The organism is Pedobacter boryungensis (assembly GCF_013204825.1).
GTDB lineage: Bacteria > Bacteroidota > Bacteroidia > Sphingobacteriales > Sphingobacteriaceae > Pedobacter > Pedobacter boryungensis.
In genome coordinates, this window is record NZ_JABMKV010000004.1 from 136643 (window position 1) to 162266 (window position 25624).

At 33.1% G+C, this 25624-nt stretch carries 18 protein-coding genes; 16 read left to right on the forward strand and 2 right to left on the reverse strand.

Annotated features, from left to right (window positions below; all coding sequences use genetic code 11):
• Positions 1-14: 14 nt before the first annotated feature.
• The 5 genes from HQN85_RS15025 to HQN85_RS15045 all read left to right on the forward strand — a co-directional run bounded on the left by HQN85_RS15025 (position 15) and on the right by HQN85_RS15045 (position 6854).
• Positions 15-413: a GNAT family N-acetyltransferase gene (locus HQN85_RS15025; RefSeq protein WP_173273778.1), complete on the forward strand. Its 399-nt coding sequence runs from the start codon at positions 15-17 to the stop codon at positions 411-413.
• A 66-nt stretch (positions 414-479) separates the two neighbouring features.
• Positions 480-1946, forward strand: coding sequence for a TPM domain-containing protein (locus HQN85_RS15030; protein ID WP_173273780.1), 1467 nt, complete (start codon positions 480-482; stop codon positions 1944-1946).
• 121 nt (positions 1947-2067) lie between these two features.
• Positions 2068-2784: an SH3 domain-containing protein gene (locus HQN85_RS15035; RefSeq protein WP_173273782.1), complete on the forward strand. Its 717-nt coding sequence runs from the start codon at positions 2068-2070 to the stop codon at positions 2782-2784.
• Between the two features lie 295 nt (positions 2785-3079).
• Complete coding sequence (rpsA, locus tag HQN85_RS15040; protein ID WP_173273784.1) at positions 3080-5014, forward strand: 30S ribosomal protein S1; 1935 nt, start codon at positions 3080-3082, stop codon at positions 5012-5014.
• A 151-nt stretch (positions 5015-5165) separates the two neighbouring features.
• On the forward strand, positions 5166-6854 hold the full coding sequence (locus HQN85_RS15045; protein WP_173273786.1) for a beta-N-acetylhexosaminidase: 1689 nt from the start codon (positions 5166-5168) through the stop codon (positions 6852-6854).
• A 198-nt stretch (positions 6855-7052) separates the two neighbouring features.
• Here the strand turns inward: HQN85_RS15045 and HQN85_RS15050 are convergent, their stop codons facing one another.
• A complete protein-coding gene (locus tag HQN85_RS15050; RefSeq protein WP_173273788.1) occupies positions 7053-7448 on the reverse strand; it encodes a thiol-disulfide oxidoreductase DCC family protein in 396 nt (131 codons plus the stop codon).
• Between the two features lie 499 nt (positions 7449-7947).
• Between HQN85_RS15050 and pyrR the strand changes: the two genes are divergently transcribed.
• The 11 genes from pyrR (at position 7948) to HQN85_RS15105 (ending at position 24251) form a co-directional block, all read left to right on the forward strand.
• On the forward strand, positions 7948-8493 hold the full coding sequence (gene pyrR / locus HQN85_RS15055; RefSeq protein ID WP_173273790.1) for a bifunctional pyr operon transcriptional regulator/uracil phosphoribosyltransferase PyrR: 546 nt from the start codon (positions 7948-7950) through the stop codon (positions 8491-8493).
• 6 nt (positions 8494-8499) lie between these two features.
• Complete coding sequence (locus tag HQN85_RS15060) at positions 8500-9432, forward strand: aspartate carbamoyltransferase catalytic subunit (protein ID WP_173273792.1); 933 nt, start codon at positions 8500-8502, stop codon at positions 9430-9432.
• A gap of 186 nt (positions 9433-9618) precedes the next feature.
• On the forward strand, positions 9619-12636 hold the full coding sequence (locus tag HQN85_RS15065) for a tetratricopeptide repeat protein (RefSeq protein ID WP_173273794.1): 3018 nt from the start codon (positions 9619-9621) through the stop codon (positions 12634-12636).
• A gap of 9 nt (positions 12637-12645) precedes the next feature.
• On the forward strand, positions 12646-14346 hold the full coding sequence (locus tag HQN85_RS15070) for a TonB-dependent receptor (protein WP_173273796.1): 1701 nt from the start codon (positions 12646-12648) through the stop codon (positions 14344-14346).
• 55 nt (positions 14347-14401) lie between these two features.
• Positions 14402-15604, forward strand: coding sequence for an HU domain-containing protein (locus tag HQN85_RS15075; RefSeq protein ID WP_173273798.1), 1203 nt, complete (start codon positions 14402-14404; stop codon positions 15602-15604).
• Positions 15605-15606: 2 nt separating this feature from the next.
• Positions 15607-16317, forward strand: coding sequence for a MotA/TolQ/ExbB proton channel family protein (locus HQN85_RS15080; RefSeq protein ID WP_173273800.1), 711 nt, complete (start codon positions 15607-15609; stop codon positions 16315-16317).
• Complete coding sequence (locus HQN85_RS15085; RefSeq protein WP_173273802.1) at positions 16317-16718, forward strand: ExbD/TolR family protein; 402 nt, start codon at positions 16317-16319, stop codon at positions 16716-16718. The genes HQN85_RS15080 and HQN85_RS15085 overlap by 1 nt, the downstream gene beginning before the upstream one ends.
• Positions 16718-17533 carry an energy transducer TonB gene (locus HQN85_RS15090; protein WP_173273804.1) on the forward strand — a complete coding sequence of 272 codons (816 nt, stop codon included), beginning with the start codon at positions 16718-16720 and terminating at the stop codon, positions 17531-17533. Before HQN85_RS15085 ends, HQN85_RS15090 begins: the two co-directional genes overlap by 1 nt.
• 137 nt (positions 17534-17670) lie before the next feature.
• Entirely contained in the window at positions 17671-18912 is a 1242-nt protein-coding gene (locus tag HQN85_RS15095; RefSeq protein WP_246249842.1) for a bifunctional folylpolyglutamate synthase/dihydrofolate synthase, read from the forward strand.
• A gap of 71 nt (positions 18913-18983) precedes the next feature.
• Positions 18984-20651, forward strand: coding sequence for an alkaline phosphatase PafA (pafA, locus tag HQN85_RS15100; RefSeq protein WP_173273808.1), 1668 nt, complete (start codon positions 18984-18986; stop codon positions 20649-20651).
• 234 nt (positions 20652-20885) lie between these two features.
• The gene (locus tag HQN85_RS15105; RefSeq protein WP_173273810.1) at positions 20886-24251 is read left to right on the forward strand and encodes a methylmalonyl-CoA mutase family protein; all 3366 of its coding nucleotides are present in this window, start codon (positions 20886-20888) and stop codon (positions 24249-24251) included.
• A 70-nt stretch (positions 24252-24321) separates the two neighbouring features.
• Here the strand turns inward: HQN85_RS15105 and HQN85_RS15110 are convergent, their stop codons facing one another.
• A complete protein-coding gene (locus tag HQN85_RS15110) occupies positions 24322-25302 on the reverse strand; it encodes an acyl-ACP desaturase (RefSeq protein ID WP_173273812.1) in 981 nt (326 codons plus the stop codon).
• Positions 25303-25624: the final 322 nt, after the last annotated feature.

Below are 25624 nucleotides of genomic sequence, written 5' to 3' on the forward strand. Positions count from 1 at the left end.
TTAATAATTTCTGCATGAATATCGAATTTAGTACCGAAAAAAGGCCAAATGCTAATCTGATTATCGACTTATATAATAATGCTGGCTTACCAAGACCAACAAATGATAAAGAAAGGATTCAAAAAATGATCGATAATTCTAATTTGATTATAACCGCTTGGGATGGTGAGGTATTAATTGGAGTTTCACGCTGTATTACCGATTGGGTTTGGAGTTGCTATTTAGCTGATCTTGCGATTAGAAAAGAATATCAAAAAGAGGGAATTGGCAAAAAGCTAATTAATCTCACCAAAGAGAAAGTTGGGGAGCAATCGATGGTGTTACTTTTATCAGTTCCAACAGCAATGGAATATTATCCGAAAGTTGGATTCAAAAAACAAGAAAGTAGTTTCATCATCGATAGGGCTGATTGAAGGTAACAACAATTCCACCTCAATGCCGTTAGCATAGGCAAATCAATTAAAAATTTTTATTTTCCTATGAAGAACATATTACTTTTATTGCTACTTATAAGCTTTAACATACATTCATTTGCTCAAAAAGTATACACTGTTAATGATATTCCTAATCCAAAAACTGTTGGACAAGATTATTTTGTAAGTAATCCAGATGGAATATTAACCAATGTTGGCATTTTAAATCAGCGAATAGCAGAAATTGAGAAGAAAACTAAAGTTGAGATTGCAGTTGTTGCCATTTATGATTTTGACAAAAATCAAGAAGATTTCGAATTTGCGAAAGAACTATTTGAAACTTGGAAAATTGGAAAAGCTCAAGCCAATAATGGTTTATTATTGGTTATTGCAATTGATAGAAGAAAATATCGATTTATTACAGGTTCTGGTTTAGAAGGCTTGTTACCAGATGTTGTGCTTAAGCAAACTGGAGAAAATTTATTAGTTCCAGCGTTTAAAAAAGGTCAATACGATGAAGGTGTTTTAGCAGTTATAGATGAGATTGAAGCTAAACTAACTAATACCACCAATCAAGCTGAAGTGAATGGACTAATGTCAAAAATTGTCAATTCAAATCAACAATGGCAGTTTACATTTGGCTATTGCATTATATTACTTTTGTTATTCTTTATAGTTTTTAAAATAATAAATAAGAAGATACCAAAATCTCCAAAAGTTGTTAAAGACATTTTTTTGAGTAATGGTTGTGCAATTTTGTTTGTTGTTATCGTTATTTCAATATTTGTTTTATTTTTTACAGATAGCTTCTATTTATTTTCAAAGTTGAGTTTTGCAGATTTTCCAGTCATTATATACATTATTTTGGCAGTTATCTTATTCTTCAAATACACATCTTATGTCAAATCCTTAAGATTTGAACATTTTGACGATGAGAATTTCTTAAATGCATTGAGTTCTTTTAACCAAAAAAATTTTTGGTTATTACTTTTCTCGCCTCTAATTCTATTTGCTTTTATTTTCCAAGTTATTAAAAAAGCTAAAACTACAGATCGATTTAAACCGCTTCAAGACAGTAAAAAAAACAATATGATACGTTTGGATCGTGATATAAATATAGATGGCAGTCCTTTTTTAAATAAAGGTCAGCGTAGAGAAGAAATAATTAAAGTTTACGATTACGATATTTGGGAAAATGCAGCACATACGGAACATATTATTAAAGCTTGGCCTGCAGAAAAACATCAAGATTTTGAGGAATGTCCTAAATGTAAATTTAGAACATTCAGCAAACCAAGAGTACATACCATTACACCTGCAACTTATAGTTCTTCTGGAGAAGCCGAGCAAATTAAAAGATGCGAATATTGTGATTATGAAGAGTTTATAAAGAAGATAATTTTATCCAAACTCATCAAATCAAGCTCATCAAGTTCTTCATTTGGTAGTTCTTCTAGTAGTTCATCTTCATCAAGTAGTGGTAGTTTTGGTGGAGGCAGTAGTAGCGGCGGTGGCGCTGGTGGGAGTTGGTAAATTTTAAACTTTAAAACCTTTCCTAAATTCTGTTGTTAAATTTAGATGAATAAAAATCATGAATTCTGTGGCATCAATCCGATATTTGCAGAATTTTAATGAATTTCCAACTATCTACAACATGACTAAAAACTTTTTTATCCTTACCATTCTTCTTTTTATTTCGTTAAACGCAAGTGGCCAAGATTTATACAAGGTTAAGGCAGATAAATTAAATGTTAGAGAAACAAGTGATCCTAAAAGTAAAATTATTGGGTTCATTCCTCAAAATGAAAACGTAATGGTTTTAGATTCTTCTAATACAGAATATTTTAAAGTTAAAGTAAATAACGGAGAAGGTTTTGTAAGCAGTGGATATCTCACAAAAATTTCCTCAACACCTTCTAAGCAAGCAGCTATTTCAAAACCGATGGTTGAACAAAAAGGTACTAAAAGCAATTCAAACATTATTTTTTTAGCTTTAGTTGCTGCTGTACTTCTGATCATGCTATTCTTAATATTTAGGTTTTTAACGAATAACAAACCTTTAATGGTAATTTCTTCAATAATTGTAATAACTATCGGTTATTTCTGTTATGTAGGATTTATAGTTAAAAAAAACATTACTGGTAAATTTACAAGCGAAAGCGATTCTCAGTACTTATCTTTTGATTTCAAATCGAAAGATTCGGTTACTATTGAAGATACTTATTTAGATACTTTATTCACAACTCCTTATGTTATCGAAGACAATATAATTAGAACAAAACAACAAGAGAATACCATTTTATTGATGATTTTGGATGAAAAAACATTAGTTGGTGAAGGTTTTACAAAAGCTGTTTATCATAAAAAGTAAAGTTTTTAGTTAACAAGTTCCATCTGAAGTTGTGGATTTCTAAACCCGATTGAAGTGAACACAAAGCGTAGCGAGTAAAGCAAAAAGCGGGGTCAATGATAATTTGAAATACGGGTATTGCTTTTTAAAAAATTGTTACTTACGTATCTTTTACAAGTTTAAAGACTATAATAAGCAAGAGTTATTTACTATATACTTAACTATCAGCAACATTAATTAAAAATTTCTTTCCTATTTAAAAAGAAATTTCTACCTTTGCAGTCCCTAAATAGGGAACAAAGGAGATTATTAATTAATGGCTAAAAAACAAGTAGCAGAAAAAGAACTAGAGGCTAAAACAGCCGAACTACAAGGTGCAGACGCTCGTCTAACCGAGAAAGAAACAATTGAGTCAGAAGCTGATTCGGTTTCTATCGAACAAATCAAATCATCATTAGCAACACCAGATCAAGATTTTGATTGGGATGCAGATGATAAAGTATTTGGTAACTACAGTGACGCAGACCGTAAAAAGTTTGAAGATATGTACACAGATACTTTCAACCAAATCACTCAAGGCGAAATCATTAGTGGTATCGTTGTATCAATCAACAACAAAGATGTAGTATTAAACGTAGGTTTCAAATCTGACGGTTTAGTTTCTACTTCAGAGTTCCGTGATACACCTGATTTGAAAATTGGCGATTCAGTGGATGTTTTCGTAGAAGCTCCAGAAGATGCGAATGGTCAGTTGATTTTATCTCGCAAGAGAGCAAAAACACAACGTTCTTGGGAAACCATCAACGCTGCGCTTGACAATGATACCATTATCAATGGTTTCGTGAAAAGCCGTACTAAAGGTGGTTTAATTGTTGACATCATGGGTGTAGAAGCATTCTTACCTGGATCTCAAATCGACATTAAACCTATCCGTGATTATGATGTTTACGTTGGTAAAACAATGGAATTCAAAGTTGTGAAAATCAACCACGAATTTAAAAACGTTGTAGTATCTCACAAAATCTTAATTGAAGACGATTTAGAAAGCCAAAAAGTTGAAATCGTTTCTAAATTAGAAAAAGGTCAAGTATTAGAAGGTACTGTTAAAAACATTACTGATTTCGGTGTGTTCATCGATTTAGGTGGTGTTGATGGTTTACTTCACATTACTGATATTTCTTGGGGCCGCATAGAGCATCCAAAAGAAGTATTATCATTAGACGAAAAAATCAACGTTGTTGTTTTAGACTTTGATGATGAGAAAAAACGTATCGCTTTAGGTTTAAAACAATTAACTCCACACCCTTGGGAAAACTTAGATGCTAACTTAGCTGTTGGTTCTAAAGTTAAAGGTAAAATTGTTACTGTAGCTGATTACGGTGCTTTCTTAGAAATCATTCCAGGTGTTGAAGGTTTAATCCACGTTTCAGAAATGAGCTGGTCACAAAACTTACGTTCACCTCAAGAATTCTTGAAAGTTGGCGATGAAATCGAAGCTGAAGTTTTAACTTTAGACAGAGATGAGCGCAAAATGAGCTTAGGTATTAAACAATTAACTCAAGATCCTTGGCAAAATGTTGCTGAAAGATATCCAATCGGAAGCAAACACAAAGCAGTAGTTAAAAACATGACTAACTTCGGTGTATTTGTTGAAATTGAAGAAGGAATTGACGGATTAATCCACATTTCTGACTTATCTTGGAGCAAAAAAGTTAACCACCCTAACGAATTCACTAAAGTTGGTGATACATTAGATGTTGTTGTTTTAGAACTTGATGTTGAAAACCGCAAATTATCTTTAGGTCACAAACAATTAGAAGAAAATCCTTGGGATACTTTCGAAACTATCTTTACCCTTGATTCAGTTCATACAGGTACAGTAGTTAAAGTAACTGATAAAGGTGCTGTTATTGCTTTACCTTATGGTGTAGAAGGTTTCGTACCTACTAAACATATGGCTAAAGAAGATGGTTCTGTAATCAAAGCTGAAGAAACTAATGATTTCAAAATCATTGAGTTTAACAAAGATGCTAAACGTATCGTTGTATCTCATGCCCGTATTTGGGAAGAAGCTAAAGCTGAAGTTGCTGCTGAAGAAAGAGCTACTAAAAAGAAAGAAGCTAAAGCTTCTAGCACTGCAGTTAAAAAAGTAAAAGATTCTGTAGAGAAATCTACTTTAGGTGATCTTAGCGTTCTTGCTCAATTAAAAGAGCAAATGGAAGGTGAAGAAAGCAAGAAAAAATCTAAATAGTTTTAACTAGCTAATATTATCAAAGCTCTCGATGAAAATCGGGAGCTTTTTTGTTTTAAGCAAATTTAAAATTCATTAATTCTTAGCAACATTTCCATTCTATTGGCAAAAAGCTCTTCAGATTTTCTATTTTTGAAAATCAATTATCATCATGAAAAAAACAGCAATTTTAATTTTATTAATAGGTTTCGCATTTAAGCTTTCAGCTCAACAAATAAATATTATTCCAAAACCTGTAGAAGTTAGACCAGGAACATTTCCTAGTGACACTTTCACTATAGATAAGAATACAGTTATTTATGCGACAACGAAAAATACACTAAATTCTGCTCAATATTTAGCTGACTATATTCAAAAGTATTATAATTTAAAGTTAAAGATTACCGATAAGCCCAATGAAGTTTCTAAATCAAAAATGATTACTCTTGTTGTTAATGACCAATTGTATACTAATCCAAACAAATATTTTGTTTCGGTTTTAAGTTCAACTATCAATGCAGCTTCATCAACAGAACAAGGACTTTTTTACGCTACACAATCTATTATTCAACTTTTGCCAAGTTTAAATACTTCGAATAGTTTAGTAATTCCATCAGTAGATATTATTGACTTTCCTAGATTTGATTACCGTGGTATGCATTTAGATGTAAGTCGCCATTTTTTTGATGTCGCTTTCGTTAAAAAATATATAGATTTTCTCGCTCTGCATAAAATGAACTATTTCCATTGGCATTTAACTGATGATCATGGTTGGAGAATTGAAATTAAAAAATATCCTAAGCTAACTGAAATTGGTGCATGGCGAAATGGAAGTATAATAGGCTTATGGCCAGGGAAGGGGAATGAAAATATTAAATATCAAGTACTTCCAGATGCCGTTAAAATTACCCCCGAAAATGCTATTATTAAAACAGATGGTATTCGTCATGGCGGATTTTATACCCAAGAAGAAATTAAAGATGTGATTGCTTATGCAGCAAAGAGATACATTACTATTATACCTGAAATTGAAATGCCAGCGCATAGTATGGCACTATTGGCAGCTTATCCAGAATTAGGAACCGAACCGAATAAAAAGTACGAAGTACCACAAACTTGGGGTATGATGAATAAATACAATAATGTATTACAACCTAGTGAAAAAACCTTTCAATTCTTAGAAAATGTGCTAGCTGAGGTCATCGACCTGTTTCCTTCTAAATATATTCATATTGGAGGCGATGAAGCTTCCAAAATCTGGTGGAAAAGTTCCTCTGTTGCACAGCAATTTATGAAGGACCATAATTTAAAAGATGAAAGTGCTCTACAAAGTTATTTCATTCATCGCATAGAGAAATTTGTAAATACCAAAGGAAAGACTATTATTGGATGGGATGAAATTTTGGACGGTGGTCTTGCTCCGAATGCAATTGTAATGAGTTGGAGAGGCGAAAAAGGTGGAGTTGCTGCAGCGAAAGAAAAGCACAAAGTGATTATGACACCTGAGAACATGATGTATTTTAACCACAAACAATTCTTACAAGATGATAGTTTAGCAGCTGCAAAATATTCCCCATTAGAAAATGTTTACAAATACGATCCTGTACCAGCAGAGCTTACTACTGAAGAGGCAAAATATGTTTGGGGTGGGCAAGGAAATTTATGGTCGGAATATATTGCAAATCCAGCAAAAGCAGAATATCAGTTGTTTCCACGATTGGATGCGCTAAGTGAAATTTTGTGGAGCCCGAAAGAAAGCAAGAATTATCCAGATTTCTTGAATCGTTTAAAAATACAGTTGAAGCGCTATGATTTGATGAACATAAATTATAGTAAAAGATATTTAACCGATAAGCTATAGTATGCGCAAAATTTTAGCAGTTTTTGTTACTTTCCTTACTTTATTCGCTATTAAAGAAGGCTTTTACATTTTAAATACAACGGATAAAGAAATTGTAAATCAACGAACAATACTTATAGTTATTACTTTGAGTATTATTATACCTCTTATTTTATTATCGTTATGGTTATGGTCACCACGAAAGAATAGACCAGAAAACTAACCTAAAAATTTCTCTTTCAAATCTGGTGTTGGCACCCAGCAGCTTTCCTGTTTGCCAAACCATTTATAGCGATTTTTAGCGATATAATTATAAACTGCATCTCTAATAAAACGAGGAATAATTATAAAGCCATACAACAGAGGCCATAAGCCACCTAATTTTTTAACTACCCTTAATGCAGCGGTAGAACGTTGATAAACTTTGTCATCTTCTAATAAAATAAAACTATCTAAATTTTCAGGAGTAATATTGAAAGGAGCAATTTTTTCAGCAGCGTATTCACTTTGTAAAGATGCAAAACGGAAAATATTGTTACTATCTCTTTTGATGGTAAACTGCACTGCCCCATTACAGAGATTACAAACACCATCGAAAAATATAACAGGATGCATAAAACAAAGATAATGCTTTCGGATGGCTTTATATTATATGTGCTTAAAGTTGTTTCCATAGTACTACATATGATCTTCGTCGTATTTAGTTCGAGTCTTGTTCTCTAAAACCTATAATTTTTAAAAATTATATGCAGCAAAAGCACCAGCTATGCTTAACTAAGACAGGGCTTAACTAGAACTATTCTAGAGCAAAAGTCGCGGTAAGGTCGCTATAAGGTCGCCTTATTGTCGCGATAAGCATATATAAAAAATTAGAGCTTGAAACGGAAATCGTTTTCGGTTGAATTGTAAGTTAAATATACATTTTTTATAGCAAGTTTAGAATAGTGGGTTATCCATTCATTATAAAAAGGTTAATCAAATTTCAGAATCATTACTTTAACAATCAAATATAAAAAGATATCCTTTTAGGAATATTTAAACAATAGGTAGAGGACTTTTTACTTTCCTCTTTTTACTTTCTACTTTTTCCCTATATTTGCCCAATCCTTGTTCAATGCAAAAGAGAACCCTGCTAGACGGTCAGAAATTTCAAATCACAATTAAGCGACTTTGTCATCAGTTAATTGAGAACCATAACGATTTTACCAATACCGTATTAATTGGCATTCAGCCCAGAGGAACTTATTTTGCAGATCGTGTACACCAAGAACTTTCTGAAATTTTAAAAACAAAATCTATTAAAAAAGGAAATTTAGATATAACTTTTTTTAGAGATGACTTTAGAAGAAAAGATGGCTTAGTAACTGCAAGCAGTAATACTATTGATTTTATTATTGAAGGAAAGCAAGTCATTTTAATTGATGATGTATTATGGACTGGCAGAACAATTCGTGCCGCTATGGATGCATTATTAGCTTATGGCAGACCAGAGAAAGTAGAGTTAATGGTTCTGATCGATAGAAGATTTTCTAGACACTTGCCAATTGAACCAAATTACATCGGAAAACAGGTAGATTGTGTTGACTCACAAAAAGTTAAGGTGAGCTGGAAAGAGAATGAGGGCGAAGACAAAGTGATTTTATTATCGGAAAAGCAATAACGTAAAATGGCAGCAGAAAAATTATCAACCCGACATCTTTTAGGCATTAAAGATATTAACCTGAATGATATTGAATTGATTTTCGAAACCGCTGATAATTTTAAAGATGTCATCAATCGTCCTATTAAAAAAGTACCATCACTTAGGGATATTACCATTGCCAATATATTTTTCGAAAACTCTACCCGTACCAAACTTTCTTTTGAATTAGCCGAAAAAAGGCTTTCTGCAGACGTGGTAAATTTTGCTGCATCATCTTCATCAGTAAGTAAAGGTGAAACTTTAATTGATACGGTAAATAACATCTTAGCGATGAAAGTTGATATGGTGGTAATGCGCCATCCTTATGCAGGAGCTGGAGTTTTTCTAAGTAAACACATTAAAGCACAAATTGTTAATGCTGGTGATGGTGCACATGAACATCCAACACAAGCGTTACTAGATGCTTATTCTATCCGACAAAAATTAGGTGATGTAAGAGGTAAAAAGGTAGTAATTGTAGGTGACATTTTGCATTCAAGAGTAGCTATTTCAAACATACTTTGTTTGCAAATGTTAGGTGCAGAAGTAATGGTTTGCGGACCCACAACCTTAATTCCAAAACACATTGCATCCCTTGGAGTTAAAGTAGAGCATGATTTAAAAAAAGCCTTAAATTGGTGTGATGTAGCTAATATGTTGCGTATCCAATTAGAAAGACAAGACATTAAATATTTCCCATCACAACGTGAATATGCCATGATGTATGGCCTCAATAAACAAATATTAGACAATCTTGATAAGGAAATTGTAGTGATGCATCCTGGTCCAATTAATCGTGGTGTAGAGATTACCAGTGATGTTGCTGACAGCAAACAATCTATCATTTTAGAACAAGTAGAAAATGGTGTTGCTGTGCGTATGGCTGTACTTTATTTATTGGCTAGTCAAAACGATTAGATAACCAAAAAAAGCTTATCACTTTTATTTTATCCCGCTAGTTTATTGTGGATTAGACATTCATTATCTACCTAGAAATAACATTTAGACTTTCTTTTCGTTATGCTGTTATCAACACATGTTAATTACTTATGTTGATAAGCTCTGTTACTATTTATAATTTAGTACCAACCATATTTGAAACCTATGCACAAGAAATATCTCTTAGTTCCCTTTTTTTTAGTTGGCGGTATTGGCGTCAGTATTGCTCAAGTAAGTCCATTAGTAAATCTTAATAAAAATTATCAAACTGGTTTAGAGCTCCTTCAAAATGAAAAGTACGTAGCCGCTGCTCAACAATTTAAATTGGTAGAAGCAACAAGAAGCAAAGCAAGTACTCAGCAAGAAAGCAATGCCGAATTATCTTTATTGAAGGAAAATGCTAAATTTTATGCGGCTGTTTGTGCTTTAGAATTAGGAAATGAAGATGCAGAAACCTTATTTCAGGAATTTATAAGAGAATATCCTTTAAATCCAAATACTAAATTGGCCTATTTTCATGTTGGAAAGTCTTACTTCGCACAGAAAAATTATGCAAAAGCATTAGAATGGTTTGAAAAAACCGAACCAAGTTCACTTTCGCAAAAACAACGAGTTGAATATCAATTTAAACAAGGTTATTCGTATTTTGAAACAAAGAACTACGAAAAAGCTGAGCCTTTATTTGAAATTGTTAAAAAAGAAGATTCTCAGTTCAAAGAAAGTGCAACTTATTACTTTGCCTATATTAATTACCTTAACAAAGAATATAAAACTGCCTTATCGAATTTCGAAAAACTTAAAGGATCTCCTACTTACGAAGCTAGCTATCCGTATTACATTACATCAATGTATTATTTAGATGAGCGTTATGACGATGTAATTGACTATGCGATACCTGCAATGGCTAAAACTAAACAACAGTTTGAGCCTGAAATGTTAAGTTTAGTTGCGGCGTCTTATTTCGCTAAATCTGAGTTTAAAAATGCAGAAAAATACTTCGCAGATTTTTATTCAAAAGATAAAAGTCAGAGCAAAAACAACCTTTTTATTTATCAATATGGTTATTCTTTATATCAAAATGGAAAATTTAAAGAATCTATTCCTGTATTAGAAAAATTAAATACTGATGATATTTACCTACAAAATGGAATGTTTACATTAGGTAAATCATCGCTTAAGTTAAACAATAAAGAAAAAGCAAGAAGTGCATTTTTCAGAGCATCTAGACTAGATTTCGACAAAAATATACAAGAAGAAGCATGGATTAATTATGCGAAACTGAGCTATGAATTAGAATTTAATTCTCAAGCACTAGAATCTACACAGAGCTTTTTAAAACAATTCCCTAGCTCAAAAAGAATAAACGAAGCTAAAACTTTATTGGGAGAGATTTTATTAACTAGTAAAAATTATCAAGCAGCTATTGATATTTTAGAGTCTATCCAGAATAAAACTCCTGAAGCAAAAGAAGCTTATCAAAAAGTAACTTATTTCCGTGGATTAGAATTCTACAACGAAAGAGCTTTCCCTAACGCATTATCTATGTTTTTACGTTCTGGCAATTTCCCAGAGGATAAAGAGATTTATGCATTAAGTGTATATTGGATGGCAGAATCGATGTACGAATTGCGCAAATTTGGTGAAACAGTTAAAACTTTCGAAAAATTCTTAGCCTTACCAGCAGCAGAAAAAACAGAAGTATATAATTTCGCAAATTATGCATTAGGCTATGCCGCCTTTGAAGACGAAAAATATACTAAAGCAGCAACCTATTTCGAACGGTTTTTAAAAGGTGATGATAAAGATCAAAAAACAGTAAATGATGCAACCATCCGTTTGGCAGATTCTTACTTCGTAAATAAAAATTATAACGAAGCGATGGTAAACTACAATAAAATTATCAACGGTAAACTAACCGGTGAGGATTATGCATTGTTTCAACGTGGTATGATACAAGGATTGCAAAAACAAGATGATGCAAAAATTGCAACCATGCAAAGTTTATTAAGTAAATTCCCTACTTCAAACTATGCGGATGACGCTGGTTTTGAAACTGCTTACACCTACTTTAATAAAGGAGAATTTGATAAATCGAAATCTGATTTAATTGATTTAGTAGCCAAATATCCACGTAGTAGTTATATTCCTCGTGCTTTAGTAACCATAGGTTTAGTACAGTACAATCAGGATCAGGATGATGCAGCATTGGAATCATTTAAAAAAGTAATTAGAGATTATGCAAGTGCACCAGAAGCTAAACAAGCTTTAGAATCGATAAAAAATATTTATGTAGATAAAGGAGATGCAAATGGGTTTATCGGTTATGCCGCAACAACCCCATTAGGAAATTATTCGATGAGCGAACAAGATAATATCGTTTTCCAAGCAGCTAACAACAGATATTTGAAAGGTGATGCACAAGGAACATACGAGGCTGTTAATGCTTATTTCGACAAGTTCCCTAAAGCAATTCACGATAAGGAAGCGAAATTTATCAGAGCAGAATCTTTAGTGAAGTTAGGTCGTTCTGCAGAAGCGATTGCAGATTACGATTATATTCTTAACGATTGGACAAGTGATTATACAGAACGTTCATTAATCAGTGTTTCTAAAGTATTAATGGATGAAAAAAAATACAACGAAGCAATTGTTTATTTAAAAAGATTAGAGACTACCGCCGATTATAAAGTGCATTATACCTACGCAATTAATAATTTATTAAAAGCGTACAATGCATTAAACATGCCTGATGATATGCTGAAATATGCTGATCTCATTAAAAATTCGGATAAAGCGTCTGAAGAAGAAAAAAATAGTTCCGACCTATATTTTGGTAAGGCATATTTATTAAAAGCTGATACCGTTCAGGCCGTAAAATCATTTAATAATGTAGTATCTAAAACAAAAACTTTAGCTTCTGCAGAGGCAAAATACAATTTGGCAGCGTTACAATATGCCAAAGGCGATTACAAAACTTCGCAAAAAACCTGTTTCGATTTGATTAACAATATGCCTTCTTACGATTATTGGGTGGCAAAATCATTCATTTTACTATCTGATAATTATTTAGCGCTGAAAGATAAATTACAGGCAAAAAGCACTTTATTAAGTATCATAGACAATTACGAAGGCAAGGATGATATTATTCCAATCGCCAAAGAGAAATTAGCAAAATTAAACTAGACGATGAAGATGAGATTAAATAAAACGATATATACCACTTTATTCTTTTTAGCTACAGGTACTTTTATAGCAAAAGCACAGGATGTTAAGCCTCCTGAAAAGGCTGTTACCGAAGAAGTTGAAATTATTAGACCATATAAACCTGTTTTAGCAGATGCTGTTAAATTGAGAAGAAGTCCAGATTTAGATAACATTAAAACATATAAAGCTAAATTTAACTATACACTTACCGATCGTAAACTAGAACTTAACTCGGATATTCAAAAATTGCAAGCACAACAATTAGCAGACGAACGTGCTTATGAATTGGTAAATAATTATGTAAAGGGTGGAATTGGGTCCTTAGCTACCATATTAGGAGAAGCTTATGTAAACATTGGCCGTGATGAAGCTTTACAAGCCGGCGCATTTTTCAGACATTTTAGTCAAGAAGGAAAACTTAATAAACAAAATGAAAATACTCAACAATTAAGTGTTTTTGGCAGAAGCATTGGAAATAAAGCTACCTTAAATGGGCGTTTAAATTACGAAAGACATGGATTATATTTTTATGGTATAGATGATTTAAAACCAACGCTAAACCCAAATCCCGAAAGGCAAGTATTAAACTTTTTCGAACTGGAAGGAGAAGCTGTAAATAAATATACTGGCGATGAAAATGCATTAAGTTATGCAGCAAAAGTAAATGCCTATATGTTTAACGATAAATTTGATGCTAAAGAACAAGCATTAACCCTAACGGGATATATGAACAAAAGAATAAGAAGCTTTAATGTAGGTTTAGCAGCAGCCGCTGAAATTGGAAATACGAAAGATTTCAGTACAAGTGTTTCGAACAACTTATTACGTTTAAATCCTTATTTAAAACTACAAGCTAAAGGCGTTAAAATTACTGCTGGAATAAACTTTGTACAAGAGTTTGGCGACTTCTCAGCTACTAGAATTTTTCCTGCCATTACAGCAGATTTTACTTTAATTCCTGATTTCTTACAAATATTCGGAGAAGTAAAAGGCGATGTAAACCGTAATACATTGAAAAACTTTACTGATGAAAATCCATTCTTGAACAGTAATATCGCCATACAAAACAGTGTAGAAAAAATAAGTATTAGTGGAGGTATAAAAGGAACTGGTGGCCCTGGTTTTGGCTATAAAGCAAAATTCTACAGTAAAAAAATAACAGATATGCCATTATTCGTTAATAATTTTACCGATTTTAATAAGTTTGATGTGATTTATGATTTCGGAACAATGAAATTGTTAGGTTTAGAAGGAGAAATCTCGGTGCAAGTAAGTGATGAATTAAAATGGACTGGAAAATTGAATATCGAAGATTATAAAGCAGCCGCTGAAAAAGAAAGCTATTTTAAACCACAACTTCGTATTGGTTCTAATCTTTCATATACTTACAACAAGAAGTTAAATTTTAATGCTAGCGTAGCTATACAAGGTGATAGCGAGGCCAAGTTATATACTGCAGATCCAACTACAGCTGCTGGCACCTATCCTCCTATTCCAGATTTCACAAAAGAAAGCATTGTAAATGTAAAAGGCTTTGTAGATTTAGGCATTGGCGCAGATTATAAAATCAACAATAAATTTTCTGTGTTTGCAAAGGCTAATAATTTACTCAATACAAAATATAGTAAGTATTTGTATTATCGAATGAATGGCTTAAATATTTTTGGTGGATTAACCTATTCATTTTAACAGGTTAAGAAATTAATTATTGGTTGATACCGAATTAAAATTTATTTTTACCAGAATGGATATATTATTATACCTAACAGAGCTTTTACAAACCCGCAAAACAGTGGGTATTGCTGGCTTGGGTACGCTATATAAAAAAAAATCGCCTGGTAAATACGATGCAGATAAACATGCATTTGTTCCGCCTAGCTATACGATAGCATTCACTACTGAGCTAAAAGAACAAGAGGAATTAGCCAATTTTATTAGTGCCAAAAGAAATATCACTCTAGATTCTGCCAATTACTATATTGGAGAATTTTCAGACAAAATACATGCTGAGTTAGCAGATAAATATGAAGCTGATTTAGAACCAATTGGCAAATTAAAATTAGTTAACGATGAAATAACTTTTATACGAGAACAAGAAAGCAACTTTGGTTTTGATTTTTTCGGATTACCTACCCTAACTGAACTTAATTCAGAAAGTGAGTTAAAAGACAACTCTGCTCCTGTTGAAGAAAATACCATTGAAGAAATTGAGGAAGAAAATAAGTTAGAAGAAGAAAATCCTGGTCAAGAAACTACCGATAATTTAGATGATCAACCAGTTTATGATGAGATAGGTGAATTCGAATCTCCTATTGAAGTTCATAAGAATACTAATCCTCCTATAATTGAAACTACTGAAGAGGAAGAAAAAGAAGATGAGTTGAATGAAGTAGAGACTGAAGAACTTTTTGAAGAAGAAACAGAGCCTAAAAAAGGTCTGCCCTTTTTTATGAAATTTCTAATTGTATTACTAATTATTATCGCAGCTGGTGCAATAGCTTACTTTATAAATCCTCCATTTTTTGATAATTACATCAAAAATAATTTTGAAGGTAAACAAGATAAAAATGTACCAACTGCCTTAAATGATTCGTTAAAGAATAAGTTAGATTCATCTCAATTAGATAGTGTTGCAAAAAACAATGCTTTGGTTAAGCTAACTACAGATTCTGCGGCAAAAGCTATTGATAGTAGTAAAGTAACTATTTATGAAGTATTGGTAAGTGCTGTTGCAACAGAAAAGAAAGCAAATAAAATTATTTCAAATTTAGCAACACAGGGTGTGAATGCTAAAAAAGTTAAACTATCTAAAACTATGATTAACATTAGTGCTGGTTCTTTTTTAACAAACGAAGAGGCATTAAAATACAGAGATAGTTTACGAACTAAATTGAGAAATCCGGGCATTTACATCCAACCTATTACTCCTAAAACACACAAAAAATAAATATGATTACATTGTTATTGTCTGCTGTAGACACAGCAAAAAGCGTTGTAGATTCTGCAAATAATGTTGTTGCTGCAACTACACCAGCCCAACCAGAATTACATTTTATAGATTTATTATTTAAAGGTGGATGGGTAATGCTCCCACTAGCTTTATTAGCGTTTTTAGGTTTAGTTATTTTTACAGAACGTTATTTAACCATTCGCAAATCATCAAAGGACGAATCAAATTTAATGTTCCAAATCAGACAAAATATTCACGAAGGAAGATTGGATAGCGCAATTGCTTTATGTAAAAACACAAAATCGCCTTTGGCTAGAATGTTAGAAAAAGGATTAAAAAGAATTGGCAGACCAATTAAAGATATTGAAGGTGCAATTGAAAATACTGGAAAATTAGAAGTATCTAAATTGGAAAAGAACATAGGGATATTGGGTATTATTGCAGGTATTGCGCCAATGCTAGGTTTCGTAGGTACAATTATCGGTGTAATTACCATTTTTCATGATGTATCAATCAAAGGCGCAATTGAAATTGGAACCATTTCTGGAGGGTTATATACCAAAATGATTACATCTGCAACAGGATTAATTATCGGAATTATAGCTTATATTTTATACCACATTTTAAATATGATGGTCGAAAAAATCATTCTTAAAATGGAAACCGATGCAATTGAATTTATAGACTTATTAGAAGAGCCAGGCAAATAATGAATTTACGCAAAAGAAAAAAAGGTACAGTAGAGGTTCACACCTCTGCACTGAATGATATCATGTTCTTCTTGCTGCTGTTTTTTCTATTGGCTTCTGCAGTAGTAAATCCAACAGTTGTTAAGTTGTTGGTACCACAATCTTCAAGTGGTCAGCAATCTACCGCCAAAAAAGCAGTTACCGTAACTATTGATGATAATTTAAAATATACGATCAATAAAAAACCCGTTACCTTAACAGAATTGCAAACAGAATTAGAGAGATATCAAAAAATTGAACCAGATTTAACTGTAATTCTATATGTTGCACGCAACGTCACTTATCAGGATGGATTTCAGGTATCTGATATTGCAAACAAAATGAAATTAAAGCTTGTTGTAGCTGTAGAGCCCAAAAAATAATGATGACCACGAGCGAAGAAAATAATTATCCTAAAGCAATTGCAATATCTGCAGGGCTAATGGCTCTTCTTATTGCCTTGAGTTTTATTTGGGTTATTGGGGCATTTAAACCAGAAGAACCACCTGGCATGGGCGGTATGGTAGTTAATTACGGCACATCTGAAACAGGAATGGGGAACGATTATACAAGTATAGAGGAACCATCAATGGATCCTAATGCTAATAATAAACTCCCTGATAAAGTTACGCCAGAACAAAAAGTAACCCCAACAACTTCATCAACAGTTGATGCCAAAGACGTACTTACACAAAATTCAGAAGACGCTGTTGCTGTCAATACAAAAGCAACTAAAAATAACAATGCACCAACAAGTGCTACTGAAAACAAAACTGCGCAACCTACTATTAACCCAAATGCACTTTACAAAGGCAATAAAAATAATGGCAAGGGACAAGGAGATGGTACAGGAACTACACCAGGTAACCAAGGTAGTATAAATGGAGATCCTTTAGCTCCAAACTATGGTGATGGCGGTTCAGGAAATGGAAATACACCAATTCCACTTAGTAAATTTAATAACCTAGTTACACCAAAAGACGATGGTCAGCAAACCGGAAAAATCTCCATTAAAGCATTTTACAATAAAGAAGGAAGAATAACGAATGCACAAGTATATTTAAGAACATCTACATTAACAGATCCAGAATTGCAAAAAAAATGCTTGCAAGCTGTGCTCAACTCATCATTATCAAAAAATGAAATTGGCGGAACTGATAGAAGTGGTATTGTTACCTTTTACTTTAAAGTAAATTAATTTCCGTTAACTTTCATTACAATATTTAAATTCCATTTTCTTACCCTCAAATAACTTAACCTTTACTATTTTTGCGGTCTGTAATTAGCAAAATGACCTACCAACAAACACTTGATTATCTGTACAGCAAACTCCCTATGTTTACGCGTGTAGGAGCAGTTGCTTTAAAAAAAGATTTACATAATACTCTAGCTTTGTGTGATAAATTAGATAATCCTCAACACAAATTTAAAAGCATTCATGTCGGCGGCACCAATGGAAAAGGCTCTACGTCTCACATGTTGGCAGCCATTTTACAAAAAGCAGGCTACAAAACAGGTTTATACACCTCTCCTCACCTAAAAGATTTTAGAGAACGTATCCGTATCAACGGAAAAATGGTTTCCAAGCAATATGTTAAAGATTTTGTAAAAAATCAGCAAGAAACCATTCAAGAAATTGAACCTTCTTTTTTTGAAGTTACCGTAGCAATGGCATTCGATTATTTCGCTAAAGAAAAAGTTGATATTGCTATAATCGAAGTTGGTTTAGGTGGTCGATTAGATTCTACAAACATCATTACACCAGAACTTTCTGTTATTACCAATATTAGTTTAGATCACACCAATATTTTAGGTGATACATTATTAGAAATTGCTACTGAAAAAGCAGGCATCATCAAAAAAAACATTCCAGTTGTCATAGGTGAAAAACAAGCAGAAACTGAAGCTGTTTTTATCACCAAAGCTAAACTAGAAAATGCATCCATCAACTTTGCTGGCTCTTCTCTGCATATCGAAAATGCACATCAAAAAAAAGCGCATCTTATTGTTGATGTTTACAAAGAAGAAAAATTAATTTATACTAATCTAGCTTTAGATTTAACCGGAAGTTATCAATTAAAAAACATACTCACAGTAATAGAAGCTATCCTTAAATTAAAAGAAATTGAATATAGCATACCAGATGAATCCATTTTTACAGCATTAAAAAATGTAAAAAAAATAACTGGTTTACAAGGTAGATGGCAAACCCTAAGTCAAAACCCACTAGTAATTTGTGATACCGGTCATAACAAAGCAGGCATTATAGAGGTAATGCAAAATATCAAAAATACACCACACAAAAATTTACATATAGTAATCGGTATGGTAAAAGACAAAGATATTTCAGGTGTACTAGCTTTATTCCCAACAAATGCTTCCTACTACTTTTGTCAACCAAATTTAGAAAGAGCACTACCTGTTAGCGAGCTAGCCAGCCAAGCCGCTACATTCGGTCTTAAAGGAAACACTTTCAATACAGTACAAGCAGCTTTTCAAAATGCAAAAAGCAAAGCAGAAGAAAAAGACTTAATATTTGTAGGAGGCTCCACCTTTGTTGTAGCAGAAATATTATAATAAAATCTAATAATTTCACATTTACTTCACAATGAGATTGTTATTTTTACCGACAGTTAAACCTATTCATAATGAGATTCAAATACCTTTTTTTTCTGTTCCTTCTAACTTCGTTTAGTTCAAGTTTTGCGCAAAAGTGGACCAAATCCGCAACTAACACTAATTACTCAGAAACTGTCGCCAGACCAAAATTAGTAGTAGGTATGGTAATAGACCAAATGCGTTGGGATTATCTATATCGTTTTTATAACCGCTATTCAAAAGGTGGTTTTAAACGCCTAATTAACGAGGGTTTCTCAGTCGAAAACACATTTATACCCTATTTACCAACGCAAACAGCATGCGGTCATTCATCAATTTATACTGGCTCTGTTCCAGCTTTAAATGGGATAATTGCCAATTCATGGTACGATCAAACATTAGGTAGAGATATGTATTGCACAGAAGATAAAGACGAAAAAACAGTTGGCAGCACTTCAAATGCAGGACAAATGTCTCCGAAAAACCTAAAAGTTAATACAATTACCGACGAGCTTCGCCTAGCAACAAATTTTCAAGGGAAAGTCATTAGTATTTCTTTAAAAGATCGTGGCTCAATCTTACCAGGAGGTCATTCTGCTAATGCAGCATATTGGCACGATGGTCTTACTGGGAATTGGATTACAAGTACCCACTACATGAGCAACTTACCAAATTGGGTGACTGATTACAATGCACAAAAAATTTCCGATAAATTCTTCAATCAAAACTGGAATACATTATATCCAATAAACACATATATCAATAGCGACTCAGATAACGTTACCTACGAAGGTAAATTCAATGGCGAAACTACTTCCTCATTCCCACATTTAACCAAACAATACGTTGGTAAAAATTACGAAATGATTAAAAGCTTGCCGTATGGAAATACAATGACTGTAGATTTCGCAAAACTAGCTGTTCAAAATGAAAATTTAGGTAAAGATGCAATTACAGATTTTTTAGCAATTAGCTGCTCTGCAACAGATTACGTAGGCCACCAATTCGGACCAAATTCTATAGAATTAGAAGATACCTATTTAAGATTAGATAAAGATATAGAAGAACTATTTAATTACTTAGATAAAACAGTTGGTAAAGGAAATTATTTGTTCTTCCTTTCGGCAGATCATGGAGTTGCTCATGCACCAGAATTTTTAAACAAAAATAATATTCCAGCAGAAAGATATACTACAAGAGCAATAGTAAAGGGTATAGATTCCCTATTACAACAAAAATTTCAGCTTAATAAAGCTATTATCAATATCGCGAATGATCAAGTAATTTTCAATCATAAAGTTATAGATAATAGCACTGTTGATTTTACTGCAGTAAAATCAACAGTTATCAACTACTTAAAAAAACAAAGGGGTGTAAGCAATGCAGTAGATTTAAATAATTTGCAAAACACAACGTTACCTGACATATTAAAAACTAGATTAGAAAATGGATACAATCCAAAACTAAGTGGCGACATTCAAATTATAGGGAACGCAGGTTGGTATAATTCCAGCTCCTCATCAGGCATTGGCCATGGTGGCTGGTATAATTACGACTCACATATTCCACTAGTATTTATGGGCTGGAAAGTAAAACCAGGCAAAACAAATGAAACGCACTACATGACAGATATTGCTGCAACTTTGGCTGCTATGTTACATATTCAAATGCCAAACGGTAGCATTGGCTCACCAATAACAGAACTTACACATCAATAAAAAATATTTATTTTTCGAAAAGCAAAAGCAGGGCAACAAACAACGTTAGTCCTGCTTTCGTTTTTAGTCCTCATTCCACTTCGTTACATTCCGGGCTATCCACTCAATCAGGTTTATATACGAAACCAATACAATTAACATAATTTGCAGATCGCAATTAATTGTATCTATTAAGCGATCAATGCTATCAATCACTAGTTTTTGCTAACTTTGCATACCAAATACAAAACCTTCATGGAACAAATTCAAGTATATAAACCAAAAAATAAAATTCGTTTCGTTACCGCTGCCGCCCTTTTTGATGGTCATGATGCAACCATAAATATCATGCGTCGCATTCTCCAATCATCTGGAGCAGAAGTAATTCACTTGGGTCATAATCGTTCTGTAGAAGAAGTAGTAAATTGTGCCATTCAAGAAGATGTACAAGGTATTGCCATGACTTCTTACCAAGGAGGTCATATCGAATATTTTAAATACATGTATGACTTACTGCAAGAAAAAGGCGCAAAACATGTCAAAATATTTGCAGGTGGGGGTGGAGTAATTCTACCATCAGAAATAAAAGAATTGCAAGCATACGGCATTACAAAAATTTATTCACCAGATGATGGTCGAAAAATGGGTTTACAAGGCATGATAAATAACATGCTAGAACAGACTGATTTTATTACAACTAAAGAAATCACAACAGAACTACAAAACATTCCTAATAAAGAAGTTAAAAGTATTGCATCCGCAATTACAGTTGCAGAAAATGATCCAGAGGGTGCACAAAAATTCGTAAATGAATTAAAACAGTTAACACTAAAAAATCAAGCGCCAGTTCTAGGCATAACAGGTACAGGCGGCTCGGGAAAATCGTCGCTTGTAGATGAATTAGTAAGAAGATTTTTAATTGAAGTAAAAGATAAAACACTTGCTATTATTTCAGTAGATCCTTCTAAAAGAAAAACTGGCGGATCTTTATTAGGGGATAGAATTCGAATGAATGCCATAAACAATTCAAGAGTTTATATGCGTTCATTAGCTACTCGTCAAGCTAATTTGGCTCTCTCTAAAAACGTTCAAGAGAGTATAGATATTTGCAAAGCCGCAGGCTACGACTTAATTATCGTCGAAACATCAGGTATTGGACAATCAGATACAGAGATCACAGAACATTGCGATATTTCTTTATATGTGATGACTCCAGAATTTGGAGCTGCAACGCAATTAGAAAAAATTGACATGCTAGATTTTGCTGATCTAGTGGCGATCAATAAGTTCGATAAACGTGGTGCTTTAGATGCACTTCGAGATGTACGTAAACAATATAAACGGAATCATAATCTCTTTGATGCGAAGGATGAAGAAATTCCTGTTTATGGAACGATGGCCTCTCAGTTTAACGATCCTGGAATGAATAATCTTTTTGTAGCCTTACTAAAAGGAATTAAAGAGAAAACCAAAGTAGATTTTATATCTGAAATGGAAATGACGGCTAGTCAATCTGAAAAGATTTACATCATTCCACCAGATCGTATTCGTTATCTGTCAGAAATTGCAGAGGCCAGCGAAACCTATAATGAATGGGTAGACAAACAATGTAAAATTGCTAGAAAACTGTACCAACTTCAAGGTGTAATTGATTTTTCTAACGATTTTAAAAATATTAGTGAAGGATTAAAAGACGCTTATACTTTTTTAGAAGAACAATTAGATGGAGAATGCAAACGTCTACTTCGACAATGGCCTGCTACAAAACAAAAGTATAAAGAACAGTTTTTTGTCTATAAAGTGCGTGATAAAGAGATTAAACAACCACTTTATTACAAGTCATTATCAAAATTACAAATTCCTAAGGTATCGCTACCTAGGTATGAAGATTGGGGAGACATTTTACGATGGTTGTTGACAGAAAATGTTCCAGGAGAATTTCCTTATGCAGCTGGTGTTTTTCCATTAAAACGTGAAGGAGAAGATCCAACACGCATGTTTGCTGGAGAAGGTGGACCAGAACGAACTAATAAACGTTTTCATTATGTGTCACTAGGCCAACCTGCACATCGTTTATCAACTGCATTTGATTCTGTTACTTTATACGGAGAAGATCCGCATATTCGCCCAGATATTTATGGCAAAATCGGTAATTCAGGTGTAAGTATTGCCACTTTAGATGATGCCAAAAAACTATATTCTGGTTTTGATCTTTGTGCTCCATCAACCTCTGTTTCCATGACTATTAATGGACCAGCTCCTATGTTGTTGGGCTTTTTCATGAATGCAGCTATTGATCAGCAATGTGAAAAATATATTATTGACAATGGATTAGAACAAGAGACCCAAGCTAAAATCAACCAAATATATAAAACAAAAGGAATTGAACGCCCTACCTACCAAGGAGAATTACCACAAGGCAATAATGGCTTAGGCTTAATGTTACTGGGAGTTACAGGAGATGAAGTTTTACCAGCAGATGTATATGCTAAAATTAAAGCGTATGCAATAAGTTCTGTTCGTGGAACTGTTCAAGCTGATATTTTAAAAGAAGATCAAGCCCAAAACACCTGCATTTTCTCTACAGAATTTGCCTTAAGAATGATGGGTGATATTCAAAAATACTTTATAGATGAAAAGGTACGCAATTTCTATTCAGTTTCTATTTCAGGTTATCACATTGCAGAAGCAGGCGCCAACCCCATTTCTCAATTAGCTTTCACATTAAGCAATGGTTTTACTTTTGTAGAATACTATTTAAGCCGTGGGATGAATATTGATGACTTTGCACCAAATTTATCTTTCTTTTTCAGTAATGGTATCGACCCGGAGTATTCAGTAATTGGTCGTGTTGCTCGTAGAATATGGGCTAAAGCGATTAAAAACAAATATAAAGGAAATGATCGCTCACAAAAATTAAAATATCATATTCAAACTTCTGGTCGCTCTTTACATGCCCAAGAAATTGATTTCAATGATATAAGAACAACCTTACAAGCTTTATATGCTATTTACGATAACTGTAATTCATTACATACCAATGCATATGATGAAGCAATTACAACACCAACAGAAGAATCGGTACGCAGAGCGATGGCAATTCAATTGATTATTAATCGTGAATTGGGATTAGCAAAAAATGAAAATCCTTTGCAAGGCGCTTTTATCATTGAAGACTTAACTGACTTAGTTGAAGATGCTGTCCTAGCAGAATTTAAACGAATTAATGACCGTGGAGGTGTTTTAGGAGCTATGGAAACCATGTATCAAAGAGGAAAAATTCAAGAAGAAAGCCTGTATTATGAAACTTTAAAACATACAGGAGAATTTCCAATCGTTGGTGTAAACACCTTTCTAAATAAAAATGGTTCACCTACAATTGTGCCAGGTGAAGTAATTAGAGCTACCGAAGAAGAGAAACAATACCAGATAACTACACTTAAAGCTTTTCAAGAAAGAAATGCTACTAAAACTACACAAGCATTAAAAGAACTACAAAAATCAGCTATTGCTGGCGATAATATTTTTGAGCAACTAATGGAAGTCTGTAAAATTTGTTCATTAGGGCAAATTAGTAAAGCACTTTATGAAGTTGGCGGTCAATATCGCAGAAATATGTAATCAGATATAACTTATAATAAAAAAGGCTAGATGAATTCATCTAGCCTTTTTTATTATAATCTTTAGAAAGTTAAGCATTAATCCAGCTAAACTTGTATTCCATTGTTGGATTTTTCATTCGTTCAGCAACACGCAATAAACGTGAAGGTAAATTCATTACATAATCTCTAGCTTTCTCTCCAGCCTCATTCAAGTCTTGAATACTATCAATTTTCCACTCTTCAATTAATTGTTGCATAATTTCAACGTAGTCAACAGCTGTATATACACCTAAACGTTGTGCTGCATCAGTAAAATGACCAAAAGTTTGACCAATCTTCATTCCCATTTCACGTAAAAAATGAGCTGGCATCACAATTTTCTTACGCATCATATCTTCAAACGCAATCATCGCTTCACTAGGATCTACTTCAAATATCTTAGACATGAAATCTTTATAAGCTTTTGCATGACGAGCCTCATCAGAAGCAATAACTCCACACATTTTAGATAACAAAGTATCACCATCTTTCTTAGCTAAAGATGCAACTCTCCTATGTGATATATTGGTTGCTAATTCCTGAAAACTAGTGTAAATAAAATTACGATAAGGATCATGTCCAGTACCAATATCAAATCCATCAGCAATTAAATATTGAGTAGAAATTTCCATTTGACGCATGTCAACTCTACCAGAAAGATATAAATATTTATTCAATAGATCTCCATGACGATTTTCTTCTGCTGTCCAGTTTCGATTCCATCTAACCCATCCACCTTCTTCATCACGAGAAATATCATCCATTGTCATTAACCATGATTCATAGGTAGGTAAAGCTTCTTCAGTGATGGTATCACCAATTAACACTGCAACTAAATCATAAGAAAGATCTTTGGCATTCTCTTTTAATATTTTAATATCTTGATAAAAAGATTCACTAGTAGAATCTGGCAAAAAATCGGAAGGTTGCCAATTGGTATCTATAGGTTTCAAATAGGTAGGCATCATTTTAAGCATATATTTCTCAACATGCGCTAATACTTCCTTTCTTGATCCAAAATTGATTTTCATCGTTTTTTATTTAAGCCACAAATATACGCATTAACCCTTGCTTAGCCTTAGTTTATTTGTAATAAATGCGTTTAGCTGGCCTAAAACATTACTAACTAGTAAAAATGAAGATTTTTATTCTGATAATAAACAGGAAGTGATAAAAGGAGTAAACAAATACCACTTTTGTCTTTAATGACTAAATAACAATAATCTAATTTGATTATTGGATTTTAATAAAACAAGAAAGCCCTGCAGCGTTAGCTACAGGGCTTCTTTAGGATCTGGCACCGACCTACTCTCCCACATGTTACTGCAGTACCATCGGCTCTGGCGGGCTTAA

What these genes read in the sequence shown, in the direction of transcription:
- HQN85_RS15025 (WP_173273778.1), top strand. Translation starts at nt 15, where the DNA reads ATGAATATCGAATTTAGTACCGAAAAAAGGCCAAATGCTAATCTGATT.
- HQN85_RS15030 (WP_173273780.1), top strand. Translation starts at nt 480, where the DNA reads ATGAAGAACATATTACTTTTATTGCTACTTATAAGCTTTAACATACAT.
- HQN85_RS15035 (WP_173273782.1), top strand. Translation starts at nt 2,068, where the DNA reads ATGACTAAAAACTTTTTTATCCTTACCATTCTTCTTTTTATTTCGTTA.
- rpsA (WP_173273784.1), top strand. Translation starts at nt 3,080, where the DNA reads ATGGCTAAAAAACAAGTAGCAGAAAAAGAACTAGAGGCTAAAACAGCC.
- HQN85_RS15045 (WP_173273786.1), top strand. Translation starts at nt 5,166, where the DNA reads ATGAAAAAAACAGCAATTTTAATTTTATTAATAGGTTTCGCATTTAAG.
- HQN85_RS15050 (WP_173273788.1), bottom strand. Translation starts at nt 7,448, where the DNA reads ATGCATCCTGTTATATTTTTCGATGGTGTTTGTAATCTCTGTAATGGG.
- pyrR (WP_173273790.1), top strand. Translation starts at nt 7,948, where the DNA reads ATGCAAAAGAGAACCCTGCTAGACGGTCAGAAATTTCAAATCACAATT.
- HQN85_RS15060 (WP_173273792.1), top strand. Translation starts at nt 8,500, where the DNA reads ATGGCAGCAGAAAAATTATCAACCCGACATCTTTTAGGCATTAAAGAT.
- HQN85_RS15065 (WP_173273794.1), top strand. Translation starts at nt 9,619, where the DNA reads ATGCACAAGAAATATCTCTTAGTTCCCTTTTTTTTAGTTGGCGGTATT.
- HQN85_RS15070 (WP_173273796.1), top strand. Translation starts at nt 12,646, where the DNA reads ATGAGATTAAATAAAACGATATATACCACTTTATTCTTTTTAGCTACA.
- HQN85_RS15075 (WP_173273798.1), top strand. Translation starts at nt 14,402, where the DNA reads ATGGATATATTATTATACCTAACAGAGCTTTTACAAACCCGCAAAACA.
- HQN85_RS15080 (WP_173273800.1), top strand. Translation starts at nt 15,607, where the DNA reads ATGATTACATTGTTATTGTCTGCTGTAGACACAGCAAAAAGCGTTGTA.
- HQN85_RS15085 (WP_173273802.1), top strand. Translation starts at nt 16,317, where the DNA reads ATGAATTTACGCAAAAGAAAAAAAGGTACAGTAGAGGTTCACACCTCT.
- HQN85_RS15090 (WP_173273804.1), top strand. Translation starts at nt 16,718, where the DNA reads ATGATGACCACGAGCGAAGAAAATAATTATCCTAAAGCAATTGCAATA.
- HQN85_RS15095 (WP_246249842.1), top strand. Translation starts at nt 17,671, where the DNA reads ATGTTTACGCGTGTAGGAGCAGTTGCTTTAAAAAAAGATTTACATAAT.
- pafA (WP_173273808.1), top strand. Translation starts at nt 18,984, where the DNA reads ATGAGATTCAAATACCTTTTTTTTCTGTTCCTTCTAACTTCGTTTAGT.
- HQN85_RS15105 (WP_173273810.1), top strand. Translation starts at nt 20,886, where the DNA reads ATGGAACAAATTCAAGTATATAAACCAAAAAATAAAATTCGTTTCGTT.
- HQN85_RS15110 (WP_173273812.1), bottom strand. Translation starts at nt 25,302, where the DNA reads ATGAAAATCAATTTTGGATCAAGAAAGGAAGTATTAGCGCATGTTGAG.